Annotated in this window: 21 protein-coding genes and 1 pseudogene; 12 read left to right on the forward strand and 10 right to left on the reverse strand. The window is 68.4% G+C overall.

The features are described 5' to 3' along the window. Positions 1-256 precede the first annotated feature (256 nt). Positions 257-763 (forward strand): hotdog fold domain-containing protein, encoded by a 507-nt coding sequence (locus ACVGV2_RS09920; RefSeq protein ID WP_459165763.1) that lies wholly within the window; start codon positions 257-259, stop codon positions 761-763. A gap of 40 nt (positions 764-803) precedes the next feature. On the opposite strand, the gene ACVGV2_RS09925 is transcribed toward ACVGV2_RS09920, so the two are convergent. After that, positions 804-1214 carry a nitroreductase/quinone reductase family protein gene (locus tag ACVGV2_RS09925; protein WP_459165764.1) on the reverse strand — a complete coding sequence of 137 codons (411 nt, stop codon included), beginning with the start codon at positions 1212-1214 and terminating at the stop codon, positions 804-806. Positions 1215-1530: 316 nt separating this feature from the next. Between ACVGV2_RS09925 and ACVGV2_RS09930 the strand changes: the two are divergent. Beyond that, a pseudogene (locus ACVGV2_RS09930) lies at positions 1531-1908 on the forward strand (DUF488 domain-containing protein); the annotation flags it as partial. A 178-nt stretch (positions 1909-2086) separates the two neighbouring features. On the opposite strand, the gene ACVGV2_RS09935 reads toward ACVGV2_RS09930, so the two are convergent. Next, on the reverse strand, positions 2087-2728 hold the full coding sequence (locus tag ACVGV2_RS09935; protein WP_459165765.1) for a DJ-1/PfpI family protein: 642 nt from the start codon (positions 2726-2728) through the stop codon (positions 2087-2089). A gap of 226 nt (positions 2729-2954) precedes the next feature. Between ACVGV2_RS09935 and ACVGV2_RS09940 the strand changes: the two genes are divergently transcribed. Together ACVGV2_RS09940 and ACVGV2_RS09945 are read left to right on the forward strand one after the other, a co-directional pair. After that, positions 2955-3356 carry a VOC family protein gene (locus ACVGV2_RS09940; protein ID WP_459165766.1) on the forward strand — a complete coding sequence of 134 codons (402 nt, stop codon included), beginning with the start codon at positions 2955-2957 and terminating at the stop codon, positions 3354-3356. Further along, a complete protein-coding gene (locus ACVGV2_RS09945) occupies positions 3356-3622 on the forward strand; it encodes a YdeI/OmpD-associated family protein (protein ID WP_459165767.1) in 267 nt (88 codons plus the stop codon). Before ACVGV2_RS09940 ends, ACVGV2_RS09945 begins: the two co-directional genes overlap by 1 nt. Before the next feature lie 263 nt (positions 3623-3885). On the opposite strand, the gene ACVGV2_RS09950 is transcribed toward ACVGV2_RS09945, so the two are convergent. After that, entirely contained in the window at positions 3886-4611 is a 726-nt protein-coding gene (locus tag ACVGV2_RS09950) for a class I SAM-dependent methyltransferase (RefSeq protein WP_459165768.1), read from the reverse strand. A gap of 350 nt (positions 4612-4961) precedes the next feature. Here ACVGV2_RS09950 and ACVGV2_RS09955 point away from each other — a divergent pair, with 350 nt between their 5' ends. After that, positions 4962-5147 (forward strand): hypothetical protein, encoded by a 186-nt coding sequence (locus ACVGV2_RS09955; protein ID WP_459165769.1) that lies wholly within the window; start codon positions 4962-4964, stop codon positions 5145-5147. Between the two features lie 46 nt (positions 5148-5193). Here the strand turns inward: ACVGV2_RS09955 and ACVGV2_RS09960 are convergent, their stop codons facing one another. Continuing rightward, on the reverse strand, positions 5194-5745 hold the full coding sequence (locus tag ACVGV2_RS09960) for a dihydrofolate reductase family protein (protein ID WP_459165770.1): 552 nt from the start codon (positions 5743-5745) through the stop codon (positions 5194-5196). A 265-nt stretch (positions 5746-6010) separates the two neighbouring features. Between ACVGV2_RS09960 and ACVGV2_RS09965 the strand changes: the two genes are divergently transcribed. Continuing rightward, positions 6011-6421 (forward strand): cupin domain-containing protein, encoded by a 411-nt coding sequence (locus ACVGV2_RS09965; protein ID WP_459165771.1) that lies wholly within the window; start codon positions 6011-6013, stop codon positions 6419-6421. Between the two features lie 137 nt (positions 6422-6558). Next, complete coding sequence (locus tag ACVGV2_RS09970) at positions 6559-7017, forward strand: XRE family transcriptional regulator (RefSeq protein WP_459165772.1); 459 nt, start codon at positions 6559-6561, stop codon at positions 7015-7017. 145 nt (positions 7018-7162) lie between these two features. On the opposite strand, the gene ACVGV2_RS09975 is transcribed toward ACVGV2_RS09970, so the two are convergent. From ACVGV2_RS09975 to ACVGV2_RS09985, 3 genes are all read right to left on the reverse strand, one after another. After that, positions 7163-7591 (reverse strand): MmcQ/YjbR family DNA-binding protein, encoded by a 429-nt coding sequence (locus ACVGV2_RS09975; RefSeq protein WP_459165773.1) that lies wholly within the window; start codon positions 7589-7591, stop codon positions 7163-7165. Continuing rightward, the gene (locus ACVGV2_RS09980; RefSeq protein WP_459165942.1) at positions 7584-7994 is read right to left on the reverse strand and encodes an MmcQ/YjbR family DNA-binding protein; all 411 of its coding nucleotides are present in this window, start codon (positions 7992-7994) and stop codon (positions 7584-7586) included. The genes ACVGV2_RS09975 and ACVGV2_RS09980 overlap by 8 nt, the downstream gene beginning before the upstream one ends. A gap of 207 nt (positions 7995-8201) precedes the next feature. Then, the gene (locus tag ACVGV2_RS09985) at positions 8202-8963 is read right to left on the reverse strand and encodes a YoaK family protein (protein WP_459165774.1); all 762 of its coding nucleotides are present in this window, start codon (positions 8961-8963) and stop codon (positions 8202-8204) included. A gap of 552 nt (positions 8964-9515) precedes the next feature. On the opposite strand from ACVGV2_RS09985, the gene ACVGV2_RS09990 reads away from it, so the two are divergent. The 3 genes from ACVGV2_RS09990 (at position 9516) to ACVGV2_RS10000 (ending at position 10928) form a co-directional block, all read left to right on the forward strand. Next, entirely contained in the window at positions 9516-9788 is a 273-nt protein-coding gene (locus ACVGV2_RS09990) for a DUF3040 domain-containing protein (protein WP_459165775.1), read from the forward strand. 12 nt (positions 9789-9800) lie between these two features. Continuing rightward, positions 9801-10061: a Prokaryotic metallothionein gene (locus tag ACVGV2_RS09995; RefSeq protein WP_459165776.1), complete on the forward strand. Its 261-nt coding sequence runs from the start codon at positions 9801-9803 to the stop codon at positions 10059-10061. 333 nt (positions 10062-10394) lie between these two features. Continuing rightward, a complete protein-coding gene (locus ACVGV2_RS10000) occupies positions 10395-10928 on the forward strand; it encodes a PPOX class F420-dependent oxidoreductase (protein WP_459165777.1) in 534 nt (177 codons plus the stop codon). A gap of 222 nt (positions 10929-11150) precedes the next feature. Here ACVGV2_RS10000 and ACVGV2_RS10005 read toward each other — a convergent pair whose 3' ends face one another. Next, positions 11151-11741: a recombinase family protein gene (locus ACVGV2_RS10005; protein WP_459165778.1), complete on the reverse strand. Its 591-nt coding sequence runs from the start codon at positions 11739-11741 to the stop codon at positions 11151-11153. A 524-nt stretch (positions 11742-12265) separates the two neighbouring features. Here ACVGV2_RS10005 and ACVGV2_RS10010 point away from each other — a divergent pair. Next, positions 12266-13075, forward strand: coding sequence for an SDR family oxidoreductase (locus ACVGV2_RS10010; protein WP_459165943.1), 810 nt, complete (start codon positions 12266-12268; stop codon positions 13073-13075). A 23-nt stretch (positions 13076-13098) separates the two neighbouring features. On the opposite strand, the gene ACVGV2_RS10015 is transcribed toward ACVGV2_RS10010, so the two are convergent. After that, positions 13099-13671, reverse strand: a complete 573-nt coding sequence (locus ACVGV2_RS10015; RefSeq protein ID WP_459165779.1) for a recombinase family protein — start codon at positions 13669-13671, stop codon at positions 13099-13101. A gap of 558 nt (positions 13672-14229) precedes the next feature. Here ACVGV2_RS10015 and ACVGV2_RS10020 point away from each other — a divergent pair. Next, a complete protein-coding gene (locus ACVGV2_RS10020; RefSeq protein ID WP_459165944.1) occupies positions 14230-15012 on the forward strand; it encodes an SDR family NAD(P)-dependent oxidoreductase in 783 nt (260 codons plus the stop codon). A gap of 57 nt (positions 15013-15069) precedes the next feature. Here ACVGV2_RS10020 and ACVGV2_RS10025 read toward each other — a convergent pair whose 3' ends face one another. Beyond that, complete coding sequence (locus ACVGV2_RS10025; protein ID WP_459165780.1) at positions 15070-18075, reverse strand: Tn3 family transposase; 3006 nt, start codon at positions 18073-18075, stop codon at positions 15070-15072. Between the last annotated feature and the right edge of the window lie 39 nt (positions 18076-18114).

Raw genomic sequence — 18114 nt, forward strand, 5'->3', positions numbered from 1 at the left:
ATTGATCTTTTTCATGCATAATGTACGTTATGCATGAAATATGAGTTGCCTGTGACCGCGTGCGAAACAGCCCGCAGCGATGCGGCCCGTCTGCCCCGTCCCCCTCTCCCGCAGGCCCTTCTCCCGCGGGCTGACCGATCCTCTGCGTCACCCCTTCTTTCGGCCGGGCCTCGCCCTGCGCCGGCGCACTCCCCCTCCCCTCGTCGTTCGCCGGATCACGCTCCCCAATTTTGTTACCGTCGAGTAGCATTTGGGCATGGCTGATGTTGACCACGGGCCTGCCCCCGTACCCCACCCCACCGCGACGCTGAAGACGTGGCAACGGCTGGCGGCGCGCCCAGGCGGTCGCGCACTGTTTTCCCTGGCAACAGCGCTGCGAGCGCCGTATTTCGGCACGGTGTTGCCGATGGTGCGCGACATGCGTCCCGGCCGGGCCGTGGTGAGCGCGTCGAAGTGGTGGGGCGTGCACAACCACATCGGCACGTTCCACGCCATCGCAGCCTGCAACCTCGCCGAGATGGCCATGGGCATGCTCGCCGAAGCCACCGTGCCCACCACACACCGGTGGATCCCCAAGGGCATGCGCACGACCTACCGCGCCAAGGCCACCACGAGCCTGCGCGCCGTGGCCGCGCTCGACCCGCTGCCCGCGTTCGGCGACGAGGGCCAGGAGATCGACGTGCCCGTCGGCATCTACGACACCGCGGGCGCTGCCGTGGTGGAGGTGACCATCACGATCTGGGTGACGCCGAAGAAGCGTTGACCAAGCACGACGGCTGTGACCTCCCCTCGCTGCCCGTTCGTCACCGCGGGTCGAGGCGGATGGTCAGCAGCTCGGTGCAGAAGCGGCGCACCGCTGCGGCGTGGGCTGGGCGTTCGAAGCCGTCCAACCGGGACTGCGGGTCGTCCTGGTCCAGCACGTGGGCGGTGGCGGGAAACCACGTTCGGCTCAGACGCAGCCGCACCCGCGGATCGGCGCGCAGGTTGGCCACGTAGCCCGCGTGGTGGCCGTGTTCGGCCACGATCCACCCGCTGCCGTCGGCCAGGTGCAGGCCGACGACCGTGCGGCGGGTGCGGCCGGTGCGGCGGCCGGTGGTTTCCAGCAGTGCGTAGCCGGGTGCGAGGCCGGCCCGCACGGCGAGTGCGACCGGCGGGTTGAGCAGGTATTTCTGCAGCAGCCGCACGCGTCGGCGACGCAAGGCGGCTTCGGTCATGACGGTCTCCTCCCGCTCGGGTGCGGTGTCGCCGGTAGTTGGGGGTCACGGCGGGGATGTGCCCGGTCCGGCGTTGCGAGGTGCTTCGAAGTATCTCCGGCGGATCCGAGTCCTGCTCGGCAACGGTCCCGGGCCTGTTGCTGGTCAGGCGGCGGTGGTGAACACGAGTCGCACCCCGAGCCCGGTCTGGATGGCACCGCCTCGGAGGGCTCGGGCAAGTCGAGCACCGGCGCGGAGGTGCTTCGCGTCGTCCCGACGGGGTCGACGGCTACTGTCGTGTCCGTTACGCGGTCCGCGTTGCGGGTAGGCAGAAGGTATGACAGCCAAGCAGAGCGACATCGTGGTGCGCCGGGTCTACGACGAGGACGTGCGGGACGGCTCGGCGCTGCGCGGTCGGGTGTTCCTCGTTGACGGCATGTGGCCGCGCGGGGTGCGCAAGGACGAGCTCGCCCTCGACGGGTGGCTCCGCGATCTGGCGCCGAGCAAGAATCTGCGCCAGTGGTTCGCCCACCGCGCCGACCGCTGGGAGGGTTTCCGCGAGCACTACCGCCAGGAGTTGGAGAGCAAGCCGCAGGCGTTGCAGCCGCTGCTGGAGGCGGTCGGCCGCGGGCCGGTCACGTTGCTGTTCGCCACCAGGGAGACCGAACGCAACAATGCGGTCGCGCTGCGGGATTACCTCACCGGTGCGCTCGGCCGCGGTGCAGGCGGACAGCGGCACGGGCGCCGAGAGGGACAGCGTGCGGGCGGGCGCAGCAAAGCGCAGTTGTACGCCCAGGCCAAGAGTCGGGGGATCCCGGGCCGTTCCCGGATGAGCAAGCAGCAACTGCAGCAGCAGGTGGACGGGTGAGGCAGCTCCAGCGGCGACCGCCTCGTCAGGAGTGTCCGGTGTGGAACCGGCTGCGGCTGCGCAGCTGCGCGGTCAGCTGCTGCGGGGCGGTGTGCGGCGAACCGGCCTGGTACGGCGGCTGCGGGTCGTACTCGATGCCGAGCTGAATGCGCTGCGCCGCCTCGTCGTCGGCGAGCCGTCCGGCCAGGGTCAGGGCCATGTCGATGCCGGCGGACACGCCGGCGGCGGTGAGGTACTTGCCGTCGGTGACCACTCGCTCGTCGACGACCGTCGCACCCAACGCGGCCAAGTGTTCGCGACCGAGCCAGTGCGTGGTGGCGCGGCGGCCGGTGAGCAGTCCGGCCGCGGCGAGGACGAGCGTGCCGGTACACACCCCGGCGGTGCAGGTGCTGGCCGCGTCGGCGGTGCGCAGCCAGTGGTGCAGCGGCCCGTCGGCCATGTGCGCGCTCTGGCCCGGACCGCCGGGGACGACGACCAAGTCCGGGGTGGGTACGTCGGTGAACGCGGCGTCGGCGGTCAGCGCGAGCGCGCCGGCGTTGTCGCGGATCGGGCCGGTCTGTTCGGCGACGAAGACGACCTCCGCCCCGTCGATCCGGTGCAGCACCTCGTACGGGCCGACCGCGTCCAGCGGGGCGAACCGGTCGAACAGGGCGATCGCGATGCGCATGGCACCCCCCTTCCTGCGCGGCTCCGGCACGTACCGTATCGACGCCGCCAGCGTCGCGGCAGGTGACCTCCGGGGCGGGGAAACGTCGAGGGGCGCTCGTGGGGCCGCCGTGGGCGATCCTGCAGCAGGCCGCCGAGCAGTTCCTCAACGCCGACCGGCTCGTCGAGCTCGGCCCGTGCCCGTCGGGGTTTCTCGGTACGGTGCTGTTGATTCGAAGGAGGGTTTTATGGACTCGGTGGCAGCACTGGCCGGTGTGACGCTCGACTGCCCACATCCCCGGGGGTTGGCGGAGTTCTATCAGCGCATGGGCGGCGGTGAGATCGTGTACAGCAGCGAGGATTTCGTCTACCTCGCCGTGGGCGATTTCGGTTTGGGTTTTCAGCGCGATCCCGCCTATCGGGCACCGAGCTGGCCGGATTCGACGACGCCGCAGCAAGCGCACGTTGATTTCGGCACCAGCGAGCTCGATCGCGCGGAAGCCGCGGCCCTGTCCGCCGGGGCGCAACGTTCCGCGCATCAACCCAATCCGGATGTGTGGCGCGTGTTGCTCGATCCGGTTGGCCATCCGTTCTGCTTCAGCACCTACGGCACGTCCGCTGGACCCGACGTGCAACCTGAGGGGGTCTGATGAGCAGTCAGCGCGTGCCCGGTGGGGTGGTGCACGAGTTGCCGGCAGACCTGTGCGAGGCGTTGGTCGTGGACACCGCGGTACTCGAGGCTTGGCAGAGCCTCACGCCCTTGGCCCGCAACGAGTTCATCTGCTGGGTCGAGGACGCCAAGCAAGCGGCCACCCGGCAGCGCCGCATTCGCCGCGCCCAGGAGGAGTTGGCGGAAGGTCAGCGCCGGCCCTGCTGCTGGCCGGGGTGCAAGCATCGCGAGCGCACCGGCAGGTAGCAGCGGGGTCGGTGACGCCGACAGCTCCTTCCCGTAGCCGGTCTTCCTGCGGGACTGTGCGGGCTACTCGAAGGTCGACGTGAGATGGCCAGAAGCTGTGCTGGTGCGTCTTCCTGCAGGGCGTGGTCGGCGCCTTCGATCCAGTGCAGTTCGGCGTCTTGATCTGGCTGTACTGGCGGTAGAAGGCTGCTTGTCCGGTTTCGCCGCGCCAGGCGGCGAGGAACGTGTCGAGCACCGCAGCCGCACCCCTTGCGGCGCAGGACCTACACGACGCGCGCCACGCACAGGATCGACTGGCCGAACGGCACTCGGGCGAACCGTTCGATGGTTCTGGTGGTCGGCACCGCGTAGCGGTCGTAGAGCGAGACGAGTTTCGGGTTCGGCGCGCCGACACCGCCTTTGCGGACGGCGGCCCACCAGGCGAACCCGCCGAGGAAGTTCACCGGCCGCGCGAGTTCGACGTGCAGGCCGGCGGCGCGCACCGCGACGCTGAGGGTGGTGGGCGTGTAGCGGCGGACGTGCCCGACCTTGCGGTCGAACTCGCCGTAGAGGCGCTGGTATCCGGGTACCCACAGCACGATCGTGCCGTCGTGCACCACCGACTTCGCCAGGCCGCGCAGGGCCGCCACGTCGTCGTCGAGGTGTTCGAGCACGTTGATCGACACCAGGGAGTGCACGGGTTCGGACAGTGCGGTGGAGCCGTCCACGTCGAACGTGTCGACTTCGATCTCGGGGCGGTCGGCGAAGCGGCGTCGCATCCGGTCCACCGCGCCCGGGTCGACGTCGGTGGCGACGTAGCGGTCGCTTCCGGTGAAGCCGTCGGCGAACTCGCCGAGGCCGGCGCCGACCTCGAGCACCGTGCGTCCGCAGTGCTGGCCGATCAGTTCGCGCTGGTATTGCAGGTAGTTCGGCTTTCCGCGGTCGTTTTCCAGCGCTCGTCCGGTCGCCGCAGTGAACGCGCCCGCACCGTGTTCCTCGTCTTCGTTCATCGCCTGCTCCTGCGTCGCTGCTCGGGCCGCCCGCCGCGTGTGCGAATCAGGTCCGCGCTCGCCCTTGCGAGGAGACTGGTCGCAACTTGCCCGGCGGGCTCTCGGGCCGGATCACCTGTTGTGTCCGCATCGCGCGGTATGACCGTAGCAGCGCACGCCTCGCGTTCGGGGTGTGCGCCACGCGCGGCGTGATCTTTTCGTCGGAACTGCTACCGTATAAGTCAGTTGACTGATTCAGGTGGCGGAACGGCGAGAGCTACCCCGAGCTCTCGGTCGCCGAGAACCTGCTCATCGCGGGTCGTCTGCACGGACTGTCCCGACACATCGCGCATCCCGCTGTGGAGAGGATCGTGGCCGAGTTCGACTTGGACCGCTTTCGTGACCGACGGACCAACGAACTCTCCGAAGGCAATCGGCGGCGGCTGAGGATCGTCACCATCATCCGTGGTCTCCTCGCACCGGTCGGGGTCGCGGTCGCGATCCTCGTCAGTGCTCAAGTCGCGGTTCTCACCACCGTCGGGGCGTGGTTCCCCTGATGCCCGGTGCCGACCGACCATGGTCGGTCGGCACCGGTCGTGCTGCTCAGAACTCCGGGGTGTACGCCGCGTACCTCACGCCGGAGGCGAACGACTTCTCCTCCAGCAGCCGCAGCCGCGGGACGGCGTACCCGTCGGGAAAGAAGCGGCGGCCACGGCCCTGGATGACCGGGTAGGTGAACATCCGGAACTCATCGACCAGGCCCGCCGCGATCAGAGGATGCGCCAGTCGGATGCTGCCGGTCAGCACGATGTGCTGGCCCGACTGCTCCTTGAGCTGACGTACCTCCTCGAGCGGATCGCCGGAGAGGATCGTGGTGTTCTGCCACTCCGGGTCGGTGAGCGTCGAGGTGACGACGTACTTCTGCGTCCGGTTCAAGTACCTGGTGACACCGGTGGTGTCGTCGGTCTGCTGCGGCCAGAAGCCGCGCATGTCGGTGAAGGTGTGCCGACCGAAGAGCACGGCGTCGCATTGCTCGTCCTGCCGGTGTATCTCCTCGGTCAGCTCGTCGTCCTCCGCCAACGGATCGAACCAGTCGTCGAGCATCTCCACGGCTCCATCGAGGGTGACGTTCTGCGTGATCACTAGGGTGCGCATGGGCAGGACCTCCGGTTCCCGGTTCGCTCGACGTTGGCTGTGCTCACGTCCACGGAACGATCGTCGCCGCGAACTCATCGTCGCCCAAGGTGCCGACTCTCGCTGCCACACCCTGTCCGGCTCATTGGAGGAACCCGCGACGAGTGGGAGCGGGTCGAAGAGCTCCTCGACTTCGAGAAGATGAACCGGCTGCGCGCACGTGCCGGGCCGGCGGGATCGCCACGAGCGCCCGGAGCTGCCGGCCCGCGCTGCTAGGTTGGGTGCGATGATGACGGAGCAACCCGGCTCCGGCGCGGCGCGCTCGGCGCGTTCCAGCTCGCTGGGCGAGGTCGAGGTCGTGCACCCGGACGAAGCCGGCGGCAGCGGTGGTGTGTTGTGGCGGTTGCAGGAGTCCGCTCGCCAGTTGGACGCCAACGTCGTGCACTTGCCCGCCCGGGAGCGCGTCGATTGGCACACCGAGCAGCAGCGCGACGTGCTCGTGGTGGTGCTGTCCGGCACGGGCACCGTGCACACCGACGACGGACGCGGTGCGCTGGTCGCGGGCACGGTGCTGTGGCTGCCTCGGGACACCCGGCGCAGCCTCGTCGCAGGGCCGGACGGGATGTCGTACGTGACCGCGCATCAGCGTCGCCCCGGTCTGCAGATCCAGCGCCGCACGCTCGCGGAGCCGGAGTAGGTCGCTGCGCTGGATGCTGTACATTGACAGCACGCGACTGATGTAAACAACCAAGCGCAGATCCTGCCAACGGGCGCATGCGCGTGGTGTAGCTCAATCCTCGACTGTTTACCTTCGATCCCGGATCGGGAGGCGGAATGTCCGCATCAGAGCAGCGCCCGGCATTCGCCGAGAAGCTGGCCCACCTGATCCAGACGGTGCACCCCCCGGACCGGGGGCCCTACAGCTACCGCGAGATCGAAGCGGGCATCCAAGAGCATCCCGGCGCGATGACGGCCGCCTACGTGCAGCAGCTCGCCAACGGCAAGCAGCCGAACCCGCGCAAGTACTACATCGAAGCGCTGGCGACGTTCTTCGGCGTGCCGGTGAGCTACTTCTTCGATGACGAGGTGACCCGCCAGGTCGATGCCGAGATCAAGGGTGTGCTCGGCTGGCGCGACACCGAAGCCGGTGAGATCGCTCAACGCATCACTGCGCTGAGCCCGCAGGGGCGCAATGCGGTGTCCACGGTGATCGACAGCTTGGCCGATTACGAGCGCCAGGGCCGCGGGCGCAGTCACCGGCGCAAGCGTTCCTCCGGCAGCAGCGGCACATGAGATGCCGGTTCCCGGCAGGGCCGATCCGGGAGTCGTGCCGCGGTGCCTGCGCTGGCACCTCCCAGCATCGTCGACGCCGGAGCACCGCGGGTGACGAACTCGTGCCGCGGTTCGGTCGACGTGGTGTGCGTGGACGCTCCCTTTCTCAGCCCGGGTCCGCGTCGAGCCGTGCCGACTCGTGTTTGGCCTCCTGGGGCCTGCGCCGGCGCGGCACCGTGTCCACCACGAGGTCGTAGGAGCCGGTCACGCGGTCTGCGACGAACTCCGCGGTGATGCCGCGGCCGGCGCCCACGGAGATCCAGTGGGCCTTGTTGAGGTAGCGGCCCGGACCGATCGCGGGATAGCTGCGCCGCAGCGCTCGTGCCTGCTCGGGCCCGGCTTTGACCGTGATGATCCGTTCGGCCTCATCGTCGGTGACGATGAGGAAGACCTTGCCGGCCACCTTGTAGACGTCCAGCTTGTCGACGAAGGGCCGCCCGCGGGTGACACCGGGCAGTGCGGTGGCCGCGCCGCGGGCGACGCGCTGCAGCATCTGCCCGGTCAGGTCCCCGACGGGCAGATCGCGGTCAGGCACCGACCGCCTCCGGGTCGACGGGGCGACGTGCGCGGGGCAGCGTGTCGAGCACGAGACGGTAGGACTCGGTCACCAGCTCCTCGACCAGCTTCGCATCGATCGAGTCGCCGGGAGCCAGCGTGATCCAGTGCCGCTTGTTCATGTGGTAACCGGCGGCGATGTCCGCATACCCCTCCCGCAGCGCTGCCGCATCGCTCGGAGCGGCCTTGACGATCACGACCGGCTGGCCAGCCACGACCCGGGCGTCGGGCACGCGGGAACGGGCCGGAACCTCGGTCATCAACAGGAACCACTTCTCGTGCACTCGGCACGCCTCCCAGCCGAGCTCGAACGAGTACAGCGTGGTTTCCGGCAGGGCCAGCGCACACCGTTGCGCCGCTTCCTGCAGGGCCTCGCCCTCCACCGTCGGCACCCTCCTCAGCAACACGGGAAGCAAAGCACGTACCCACACTCGCGTACCCGGACCCGCACACAGCCACACACCCCCGGCAACAGCCCCACGGCGTCACACGCACCACCTCAACCGGCACCGGGCGGCCGGATCTCGGGCCCGCTGCGGAACGTCGAAACAGCGGCCGCGGCGGTGGCACCACCCTCGGCGCGGGGCCGGTCAGGGCGGATCGTGCGCGGGCTGGTCCGCGCGGCTGCGCGTGCGCCGCCGGTGTCGGGCGCGGAAGGTGACCACCACGGGGTAGCCGCCGGCCAGCACGCCGGCCAGGGTCGCGGACAGTGCCAGCGGCAGCACGAGGCCGTAGTGAAAGACCAACGCACCACCGATGGCGGCGCCGCCGAAGATCGACAGCACCACGCCGAGGCGGCGTGCCAGTCGCGGATTGCGTTTGCCGGCCAGGAACGAGTCGGCGGCCAGGTCGGCCAGGGTGAGCGTGACCAGCGTGGTGGTCATGTCCGGCACGCCGATCTTGCGCACCGTGGCGTTGCGGAAGCCCATGGCCAGTGCCAGCAGCGCGATCAGGCCCAGCGCCGCGGACGGGGATGTGTGCGGCGAGGCCGCGGTGCCCACGGCGGCGAGCACGGCCGCACCGGTCAGCGCGGCGGCTTCGATGACCAGCGCGGTGCTCACCCACCGGAACCGCACGTGCCCCAGGGCGGTGTGCAGCCGCCCGCCGCCGACCGCGCCGAGCAGGAAACCGGACAGCGCGAGCCCACCGGCGAGGGAGAATCCGGGCACGTGGGCGGTGGACAATCCCAGAACCACCACGTTTCCGGTCATTTTTCCCAAGAACAACCGGCCGAGTCCGAGGTAGCTGACCGCGTCGATGATGCCGCTGATCACGGTCAGCCCCATCAGTGCGGTGGGCAGCCCGTGCTCGCAAGCCCCGTGCTCGCAAGTGGAGTCCCGCTCGGCGCGCACCCCGGCGGAAGGAACAGATCTCCGCCGCGTGCGAGGAACTTCCGGTTGTGTCGATGCAGTACGCACAGTGCCCAACATCCTTCGCGGGGAGCAACGTGGGAAAGAGCGTGCTCGGCATCATTGGAGAGCACCGGAAAAGGCGTGGACCACATTCCCGTCCACGGCGCGGTCCTCGTGGTCGAGGCACCGTCAGACTACGGTCGGGCGGCGCGGTGATCAACGCGAACGCGGGCAACACCACTCGACGGCGCGAAGAATTGAAAGAACGGGAAACAATCGCGTGATGCATGCGGAAATGCGGAGTGGCCCGCGAAGCGGGGCGCGGTGGGTCGGCACGCCGCGCGGACGCTCCGGAGCGTGTCCTCCCTACTCGCGGCGTGCTGGAAGGACCGGTGCCGGCCGGAGGCGTTCTCACCCGTTCTGCTGAAGATCGGTGAGGTGTGGAACGTCCGCCGGGCGGGTATTTCACTGGCGGTGTGGCGTTGTCGTGGTGCACCCCTTCGGCAGCGCCCGTACCGTGAGAGTTTGCCGGGTGGCCGTGGAGGAACTGCCATGTTGTCACGGCACGAACGTCAGCGTCTCGAACAGATCGAGGAACAGCTCACCGGTGACGATCCGGAATTCGCGCGGCGCATGCAACGGCGCCGGTGGTGGTGGCCGTGGCAACGGCCTTCGGCGCCCGCGGCATGGGGGATCGTGTCGCTGGCAGCGGCGGTGGTGTGCGTGCTGCTGGGCGAGGCCTCGGGGTTCGTGACGGCGGCCATGCTCGGTGCGGTGTTGTTGATGGTGCGGCACTGGAGCTTCGGCGGTGGTGCCGCCGAGTAGAAGGAGGTCGGCATGGCTGTGTGCGAGGTCTGCGGAAACGACTACTGGCTGAGTTTCGAGGTGCGCACGGCGGGCGGGTTCGAGCACACCTTCGACTCGTTCGAGTGCGCGGCGCATCAGCTGGCCCCGCGGTGCGAGCACTGTTCCTGCCGGGTGCTGGGGCACGGGGTGGAAGTCGACGGGCACTTCTTCTGCTGCGCGCACTGCGCCCGGCATTCCGGGTTGGACCAGGGAACGCACACCCGCGACGCGGTCGGGGCGCAACCGGGGTGAGTTCGGGTGCGCCAGCACACCCGTCCGAGCACCCTGTTTGCCCCGCATCGGCGTGTATGCTAACGAGCGGCGATGTGATGAACGCCCGCGTAGTCGTTATCATGTCGTTACCGGCACGGTGAAACACCTGGGAAGCCGGATGCGATGAACAGAGTGAGACAGCATTTTCCGCCCGCCCAGCACCGCCGTTGATCAGCCGGTCCTTGACAGCGGGCCGGAGCGCTGTCGAGCCGTTTCAGTATCGATGTACGAGGAGGTTGTCGATGGCTGGTGTGGTTCGGTGGCTCGGTGACGTGGCCCGGGAGATCCAGCGGGGTCAAACGGTCATGCGCAATGGCGACCAGCGGCCCGCGCGGCGGCGGTAACTCCGCCGCCACGACAGACTTCGCCGCCGTGCCTGCCGTGGGCACGGCGGCTTTTTCGCCTTCCGGCGGCCCGTGCGAGGACGTGGTGGCCATGAGTGCACGCTCATCAGTGCCCGACCTGTTGAGGCCGTTCGTGCGGCAGGGCACGATCCTGCTCAAAACCAAAAAGCGCGACGGTAGCTGGGTGAGCACGCCGGTCAGCATCGCTGTGCGCGGCGAGCACGCCTACATCCGCACCTACGACAAGGCCGGCAAGAGCAAGCGTCTACGCAACTTCGGCGAAGTGCAGTTCTGCCCGTCGACGTTCCGCGGCGCGCCCACGGGGGCCGTGGTTGCCGCTCGTGCGCGGCTGCTGGACGGTGACGAAGCGCGGCGGGCGGCCACGCTCCTCACCCGCAAGTACCGCCTGCTGCACGGCGTCATCGTCCCGCTGGGGCACCGCATCATGCGCACCCGCACCCTGCACTACGAACTCAGCGACTTCAGCCCCGAAACTCGCTGACCGGCCCTTCCCGCCAGCCGGCACCCGCCGGCGAGCGAGGGTTCGTCGAGCTTCCGCGAGCGCCGGTCGCCGAGCGGACCGGCAAGCGCGACGACCGCCCGACGCCGCCGTCACCGGCGGTCCCACGGCAATTCCGGCGAGCCGCCCCTCGAAACCGCGCTCCCTACTGGGCCCTGTACTCCTGAAGCTGTCCTGAGCCGCAAAGTAACGGGAAAGCGGTGGTCATCGGGCCTTGGTGGAGCTCTGGTCCCGTTGCAGGGTGCGGTAGACCGTGGTGCGGGAGACGGTGAAGACCTCGGCGAGGTCGGCGATGGTGTACTCGCCGGTGCCGTACATCCGCACAAGCTCGCGCTGCTGCTTGGTTGAGAGCTTGGGCTGCTTGCCGCGCAGCTTTCCTCTGGCCTTGGCCACGGCCATGCCTTCCTTCGTTCTGGCGCGTAGCAGGTCGACTTCGAATTCTGCGAAGGTGGCCAGGATGTTGAAGAACATTTTGCCCATGGGGTCGGCGGGGTCGTAGACCTGTCCGCCCAGCGAAAGCTTGATGCCGCGTTCGGCCAATGAGTCGCCGATGGCGCGAGCGTCAGGGACGGAGCGGGCGAGCCGGTCGAGCTTCGGTACGACGAGGGTGTCGCCTTCGCGGACGGCGGCGAGTGCCTGATCGAGACCGGGCCGTGCGCGGGTGGTGCCGGTCAGTCCGTGGTCGAGGTAGATCCGCTCGTCGGCGACGTCGAGTTCGGTCAGGCGCTGGCGTTGGGCGGTGAGGTCTTGCTCGTCGGTAGAGCAACGCGCGTAGCCGATGATCGTGGCGCTCATGGCGCGCGAGCGTACGTTTAGCCCCCGACGACCGGAATTTTCACCGTACGGGGCAACTGCAACGCCGGAGGTCCAGGCCACCGCACGCTGGTCGCTGCGTCGGCGGGTGTACGCAAGGGGTTCGGTCATCGGACACCTGTCACCCCGGGCCGATCGGTGATCAGATCGGGGTTTCTCGGCGATCACGTCCACGGGTTTGATGGTCGACTGGGCGAACAAGACCCCCGGTGTTCTCCGCGAGGGTTTGGGCGAGGTGGCCGGACAGGTGGGCCTGGACGGCCGGAGTCGTCTCCGAACGCGTCGTAGATGCCGAACAACGACGTGCCGAAGCGTTGGGCGAGCCAGCGGACGGTTCCCGGTTTCCTGCCCGAGCAGGGCCAGCCAGTGCTGCGAGCGACCCGCCGAACGTCAGGATGAGCCCTGGTCCTGAGCTTGGGGTACCGGTAGCATACGCCGAAAATCCAACGCTTAGCTTGCATGCCTTGTGAGAGAGTGCGCGCGTGGATGAGGCTCAGCGAAGTGAACTGGGACGAGAACGGCTTCCGCTCCGGGGCAGGGTCGGGCTGGTCACAGGGGTTAGTCGTCGTGGCGGCATTGGCTATGCGACCGCGTGTCGTCTCGCCGCGTACGGAGCGAGCGTGTTTCTGCATCACTTCGTGCCCCATGATCGTGAGCAGGAATGGGGCGCCGATGACCTCGACAGCGTGCGAAACGGTGTACGGACACACCTCGCTGCCGAGGAAGCATCGATGGCCGATGAGCACAGTGATCTCACCGAGCCCGGCGCTCCGGAACAGATCGTGGAGGCAGCGATCGAGGCGTTCGGCCACGTCGACATCCTGGTGTGCAACCACGCCCTTACCGGTGAAGACGGCCCGCTGGGTGCGTTGACCACCGAGCTGGATCGCCACTGGGCCGTAGATGCCCGGTCGTCTATCCTGCTCGCCCAGGCCTTCGCCAACCACCATGACGGACGCGCCGGTGGGGCTGTCGTGTTCCTGACCTCCGGACAGCATCTTGGCCCGTTGCCGGGCGAGGTCGCCTACGCCGCGGCCAAGGCCGCGCTGGCCGGCGTGACCACGACCCTGGCGGATCAACTGGCCGACCAGGGCATCCGGATTAACACGGTCAACCCAGGGCCGGTCGACACCGGGTATCTCACCGACGACATGTGGCGCGAAGTCGCACCGATGTTCCCGTTCGGACGCTACGGCCAACCGGATGACCCCGCTCGGCTGATCAGCTGGCTGGTCACCGACGAGGCCCAGTGGATCACAGGGCAGATCATCAACACCGAAGGCGGGTTCGGGCGCTACCGCCCCCGAGGCAGTTGAGGTCTCCCTCTGGCTAACGACGATCAATTCGCGGCGAGGTGGCGGTAGATGGTGGAGCGGGTGACGCCGAACTCGGCGGCGATCTGGGCGACGGTGTAGCGACGCTTGCCATCGGCGCCGAGCTCTTCGTGCATCTGGCGGGCCAGCTGGACCTGCCGCGGACCGAGCTTGGGTTTCTGCCCACCAGTCCGGCCCCGCGCCCGCGCGGCCGTCAGCCCGTCGATGGTGCGTTCGGACAGCAGGGCGTGCTCGAACTCGGCGATGGCTCCGAGGATCTGGAAAAACATGCGACCGACCGCGGTGGAGGTGTCGATGCCCTGGTCGAGCACGACGAGATCGACCTGCCTGGTCTGGAGCTGGTTGGACAACTCGATGAGGTGCTCCAGGGAGCGGCCGAGCCGATCGAGCTTGGTGACCACGAGCTGGTCTCCGACGCGGTTGGCTGCCAGCAGTGCCTTGTCCAACTCGGGTCGTCGCGCGAGTGTGCCGGAGGCTTTGTCGACGAAGACCTCGTCACAGCCGGCCGCACGCAGCGCGTCGTGCTGGGCGTCCGGGTGTTGGTCGCGGGTGGAGACCCGTCCGTAGCCGATCCGCATGACCGGGACTGTATTGCGAAGGCCCGACAGCGTGACATTGGCGCGGACACGGGTTGTGCAACAGTCGCGACCTGCGGAAACGCTCGGCGAGCGGGAGTGTCTCGTGAACGATCGTTGACGAGACACGTGTGCCGGGCGTCAGGGCCCCTCCGGTAGCGTTTCAGTGTGACGATGCCTTCCTCCCAGGAAGTCCTGATCGAGCTGCTTACCCAGGCGGATCTCCCACCGGCGGTGTCGCTGACACAGCAGGCCGGGCGCGGGTTCGACAACGGGATCAGCACGGTGACTTTGGGCGACGGGCGGCTCGTGGTGCTGCGCCGTTACCTCCAGCCTCGGGAGCTCGAGTGGCCGCGCGCCCACTTCCTGGCACAGCATGATCTCCCAGCCCCGGCGCTGTTGGCGGCTAGTGAGGCTGGCTGTCTGGTCGAGTTCATCGATGGCAAGCTGTTGGGAGATGTGATCGAGTCCGGTCAGGACACCGTGGACGTGTGGCGCAGGGTCGGCGAAGCCTACCGACGAGTGCAGACTTGCCATCGTCGTCCGTGTCAGGATGCAGCTGTGATCGACCCGCGACTTGACCGATGTGTCGTGCTGGTGACCGGCGGTGCCGGAGGGATCGGGGCCGCGATCGTGCGGGCTTTTGCCGCCCAGCAGGCTCACGTGGCCGTGCATTATCTAGCCGAGGACGCCTCTGCTCCGGCAGAGGTCGCCTGGCAGCACCGGACACCGGCAGCCGAGGACGCCCGGCGCCTGGTCGACGAGCTGGACACGACTGCGGCCGTTGTTGCGGCGGACCTGTCCGAGCCGTCTGGGCCCGAGCAGCTGCTCGACGACGTCGAGGCCCGACTTGGGCCGGTGGACGTGCTGGTCAATAACGCCGCCCATTGCGAGAGCCCGGACACCATCGATGCGGTCACCGCCGCCGGCCTCGAACGCCACTACCGCGTCAACGCCATTGCCCCTGCGCTGCTCATCCGTGAGCTCGCGCGCCGAGCTCGACCGGGAATGTCTCCCTGCGCGATCAACATCTCCACCGATGCTGCCCGCGCCTTCCCCGGCCAGATCGGCTACGGCACTTCCAAGGCCGCCGTCGAAGCCCTTACCCGCGCCACCGCCCTCGATCTGGCTGCCAGTGGGGTGCGGGTCAACGCCATCGCTCCCGGGCCGGTACAAACCGGCTGGATCACCGACGAGCTGCTCGAACAAGCACAGGCCATCGTGCCCATGGGCCACGTCGGCGAGCCCGACGATATCGCCGACGCGGCTGTGTTCCTCGCTTCTCACCAGGCACGATGGGTCACAGGGCAAGTTCTGCAGGTCGCCGGCGGCCACGCGCTCTGACTCTCGTTGTCACAGACACCACGGCACCTGCCCGTGCAGCCATGGTGTCGATCCGTTTCAGACAGCGTCGTCCGGAGCCCGCAACGGACGGAACCCCTGGCGTGCGTATTCGGTCTCGACGGGGAAGTCGTAGGTGCCGTAGGGGTTGACGTGTTCCAGCAGTGCCGGGGAGATGTGGGCGAGGAGGTCGCGATCAATGCGTCCGCGCCGCTGTGACAGACGCTCGAGGGCGAGTTCGAGGTAGGCGGTGTTCCAGGTGATCACGGCGTTGGTCACCAGCGACAGGCACAGGGCTTGTTCGGTTTGTTGCTCGTGGTGGCGGCGCCGCACGGTGCCTTCGTGGGCGAAGAACAGGTCCCGGCGCAGCGAGTGCAGGCTCTCGCCCTTGTTGAGCTGGCGGGTGATCCGACGCCGGTAGGCTTCATCGGCCAGGTATCGCAGCGCGTAGATGGTGCGCTGCAGCTTGCCGTACTCGACCAGCGCTTGGGCCAGCGCCGAGCGCCGCGACGAGGCGTGCAGCTTGGACACCACCAGCGAGGCGGTGGCGTGTCCGTACTTCAGGGAGGCGGCCAGCCGCAGCATCTCGTCCCACTGGCTACGGATCAGCGCCGTATCGATCGTGCCGGTCAACAGACTGCCCGCGTTCGGGAACATCCTGATGGCCTCTTTACGGGTGCCAAGACGATGCAGGGTGATCCCACCCAGGTCACGGATCCGTGGTGACAAGGTGAAGCCGGTCAAAGCGAACAGCGCGAACACCGTCAGGGTCTGGCCCGCGGTATCGGTGGCGTGCTCGATGACCGGCAGATCGGTGGCATTGCCCAAGATCTCGTCGAGCACATAGACGGCCTCGCGGTCGGTGACCGGGATGACCTTGGTGCCGTAGGTGGTGTGCTGGTCAGACACGTGGGTGTAGGTGGCCACCCCCTCGTCGACGAAGTAGCGACTCATCGCCCGCGCGGTTAACGACTTGCCCCGCATCGGGAACCGCTGCCCATCGGAGGACGACATCGTGCCGCCACCCCACACCGAGGCCAGCGGCAGGCCGTGGTGGTGATTGACGATCGCCGCGTTGGCTTCCCGCAGGGTCTCCTCGCGCAGGTACCACTCGGTGGTCCAGCGCAGCGTCTCCTCCGAGATCCCGGAGGCCTCGGCCATCGCAGCGGGCCCGAAATTGCAGGCTTGGGCCAGGATCGCGGCGTAGAGGTTGCGGCGCAGCTGCGGTTCGCGGTGGGTTTTGCCGCCGGCGTGGGTGAGCTGATCCGACCAGTCCGCCCACCGGTCGACCTCGATGAGTAGCTCGGTCAGCTGCGGCCGCGGCAAGAGGTCCACCAGCTGCAGGCGGAGTGTCTCGACCTCGTCGGGCACGGCCTCGGCCGAGAGCCGGTTGACGGTCAGCTCGCCGGACTCGCTCAGCCGCACCGGCCCCTCCCCGGCAGCCAGCACCGGCTCGAGCTCGGTCAGCGCGGCCTGTAATTGCTGGCCGGCCTGGTCCACGGCGGTGGTGGCCTCGACGGGCGCCTGCACCAGGGCGCAGTACTCGTCACGCCAGGCCGGCCACTGCTCGGCCGGCAGCAGCAGCGTGGTCGGGTCGGCATACCGGCGTGAGCCCGGCACCCAGATATCGCCGGAGCGCAACGCGTCCCGCAGCCCCAACAACGTGGCCAGTTCCCAGTAGTGCCGATACGCGGTGGAGTTGCCGCTTTTGGCCGCGTGGTCGAGATAGCCCCGCCATCGGGTCGGCACGAAGCCGGTCGGTGCCCCGTTGGGGACTTTGCGGCCACCGCGGGCGTAGAGCTCGCGCAGGGTCGCCACCGCCTCGCTCAGCGGCTGTGCTTCGGTGGAAGTGGCGAAGGTCAGTGCCCCGATGACGTGCGGGGCGAATTCGCGCAGGTAGGTGAAACTGGCATCGACCATGGCCAGATGTCCGTGGTCCCGCGGCAGGCGGTCTTTCGGATCCCGCCGGGCGGCGCGCAGTCGGTCCATCCCGATCCCCCGGCGCAGTTTCGCTCCGACCTCACCATCGGGCACGTTGTCCAGGTCGGTGGCCACGGCCAGCATCTCGTCCAGCAGACTCAACCGATCCTCCTGGGCCCGCGCCCGCTGCGCCAGGTGTTCGTCGAGCTTGCGGCGTGCCCGGTTTTCCAGGTTGGACAAGGTCTGGTCAAACATGGAAACGAGCTCGTCGAGCACTTCCACGGCGCATTCGGCGGCCGTGGCCAGCAGCACCGGGTAGCGCTTGTCGGCGTCCCGGCGGGCCAGGGCCTGGTTTGTCGCCCGCCGGCCCACGCCGGCCAGTCGCCGACGGCGTGCGTCCGGCAGGTTCGACAGGTCCAGCGCGTGGGCGTCGATGCCGCGCAGGTAGCGCAGCTTGTCCAGTTCAGCGCGGATGGCCATCGGCGAGGCCGTCGTCGCCCCGCGATGTAGCCACGCCAACCGCGAGATACTCATCCCCTGTTCGACAGCCAGCAGCCCATCTAATTCACTGCGCCGGTGCTCGTCCAGCAGTGGCTCCACCCGGGCATACACCTCGGCGACCGCGTCCTGCCGGATGGTGGCGATGCGCTCCATCAACGTAATCACACCGGGCCGAACCACCTGCTGGGAGCTCAAGTACTCGCAGGTCAGCCGGAACAACACGCTGGGCGCATCGTGCTCGACCGCCCGGGCCAGCAGGAACTCGTCCAGTTCCTTCCATTCCCTCGCGCCGGCCGTCCGCCAGCCCAACCGGGCCGCGGCCAGCCGCAGATGCTCGGTACGGGTCTGCTCCCGCTCGCCGTACCCATCGAGCTCGGCCACCGCCAGACCCAACTGCACCGCAAGACGATTCGACGCCGACCGCGGTATCGCGGGCACGTCATCGGGCACAAACCCCAACCACGGCAACGCGCACAGCTGCACCGCCAGGCCCAACCGATTGCCCGAACCCCGCGCAGACCGCTGCACCCACGCCCGGTCATCCGAACCCAGCGTGAAGTACCGGATCAACTCGTTCCGGCCGATCTCCTCCGGCCACGACCGCAACCGCCGAATCTCGTCAATAGAGAAAAACCGTGTCGACACCCGCTCGCTCCGCTCACCACGTGATCACTAACGAGCGAC

Source organism: Bounagaea algeriensis (assembly GCF_054491375.1).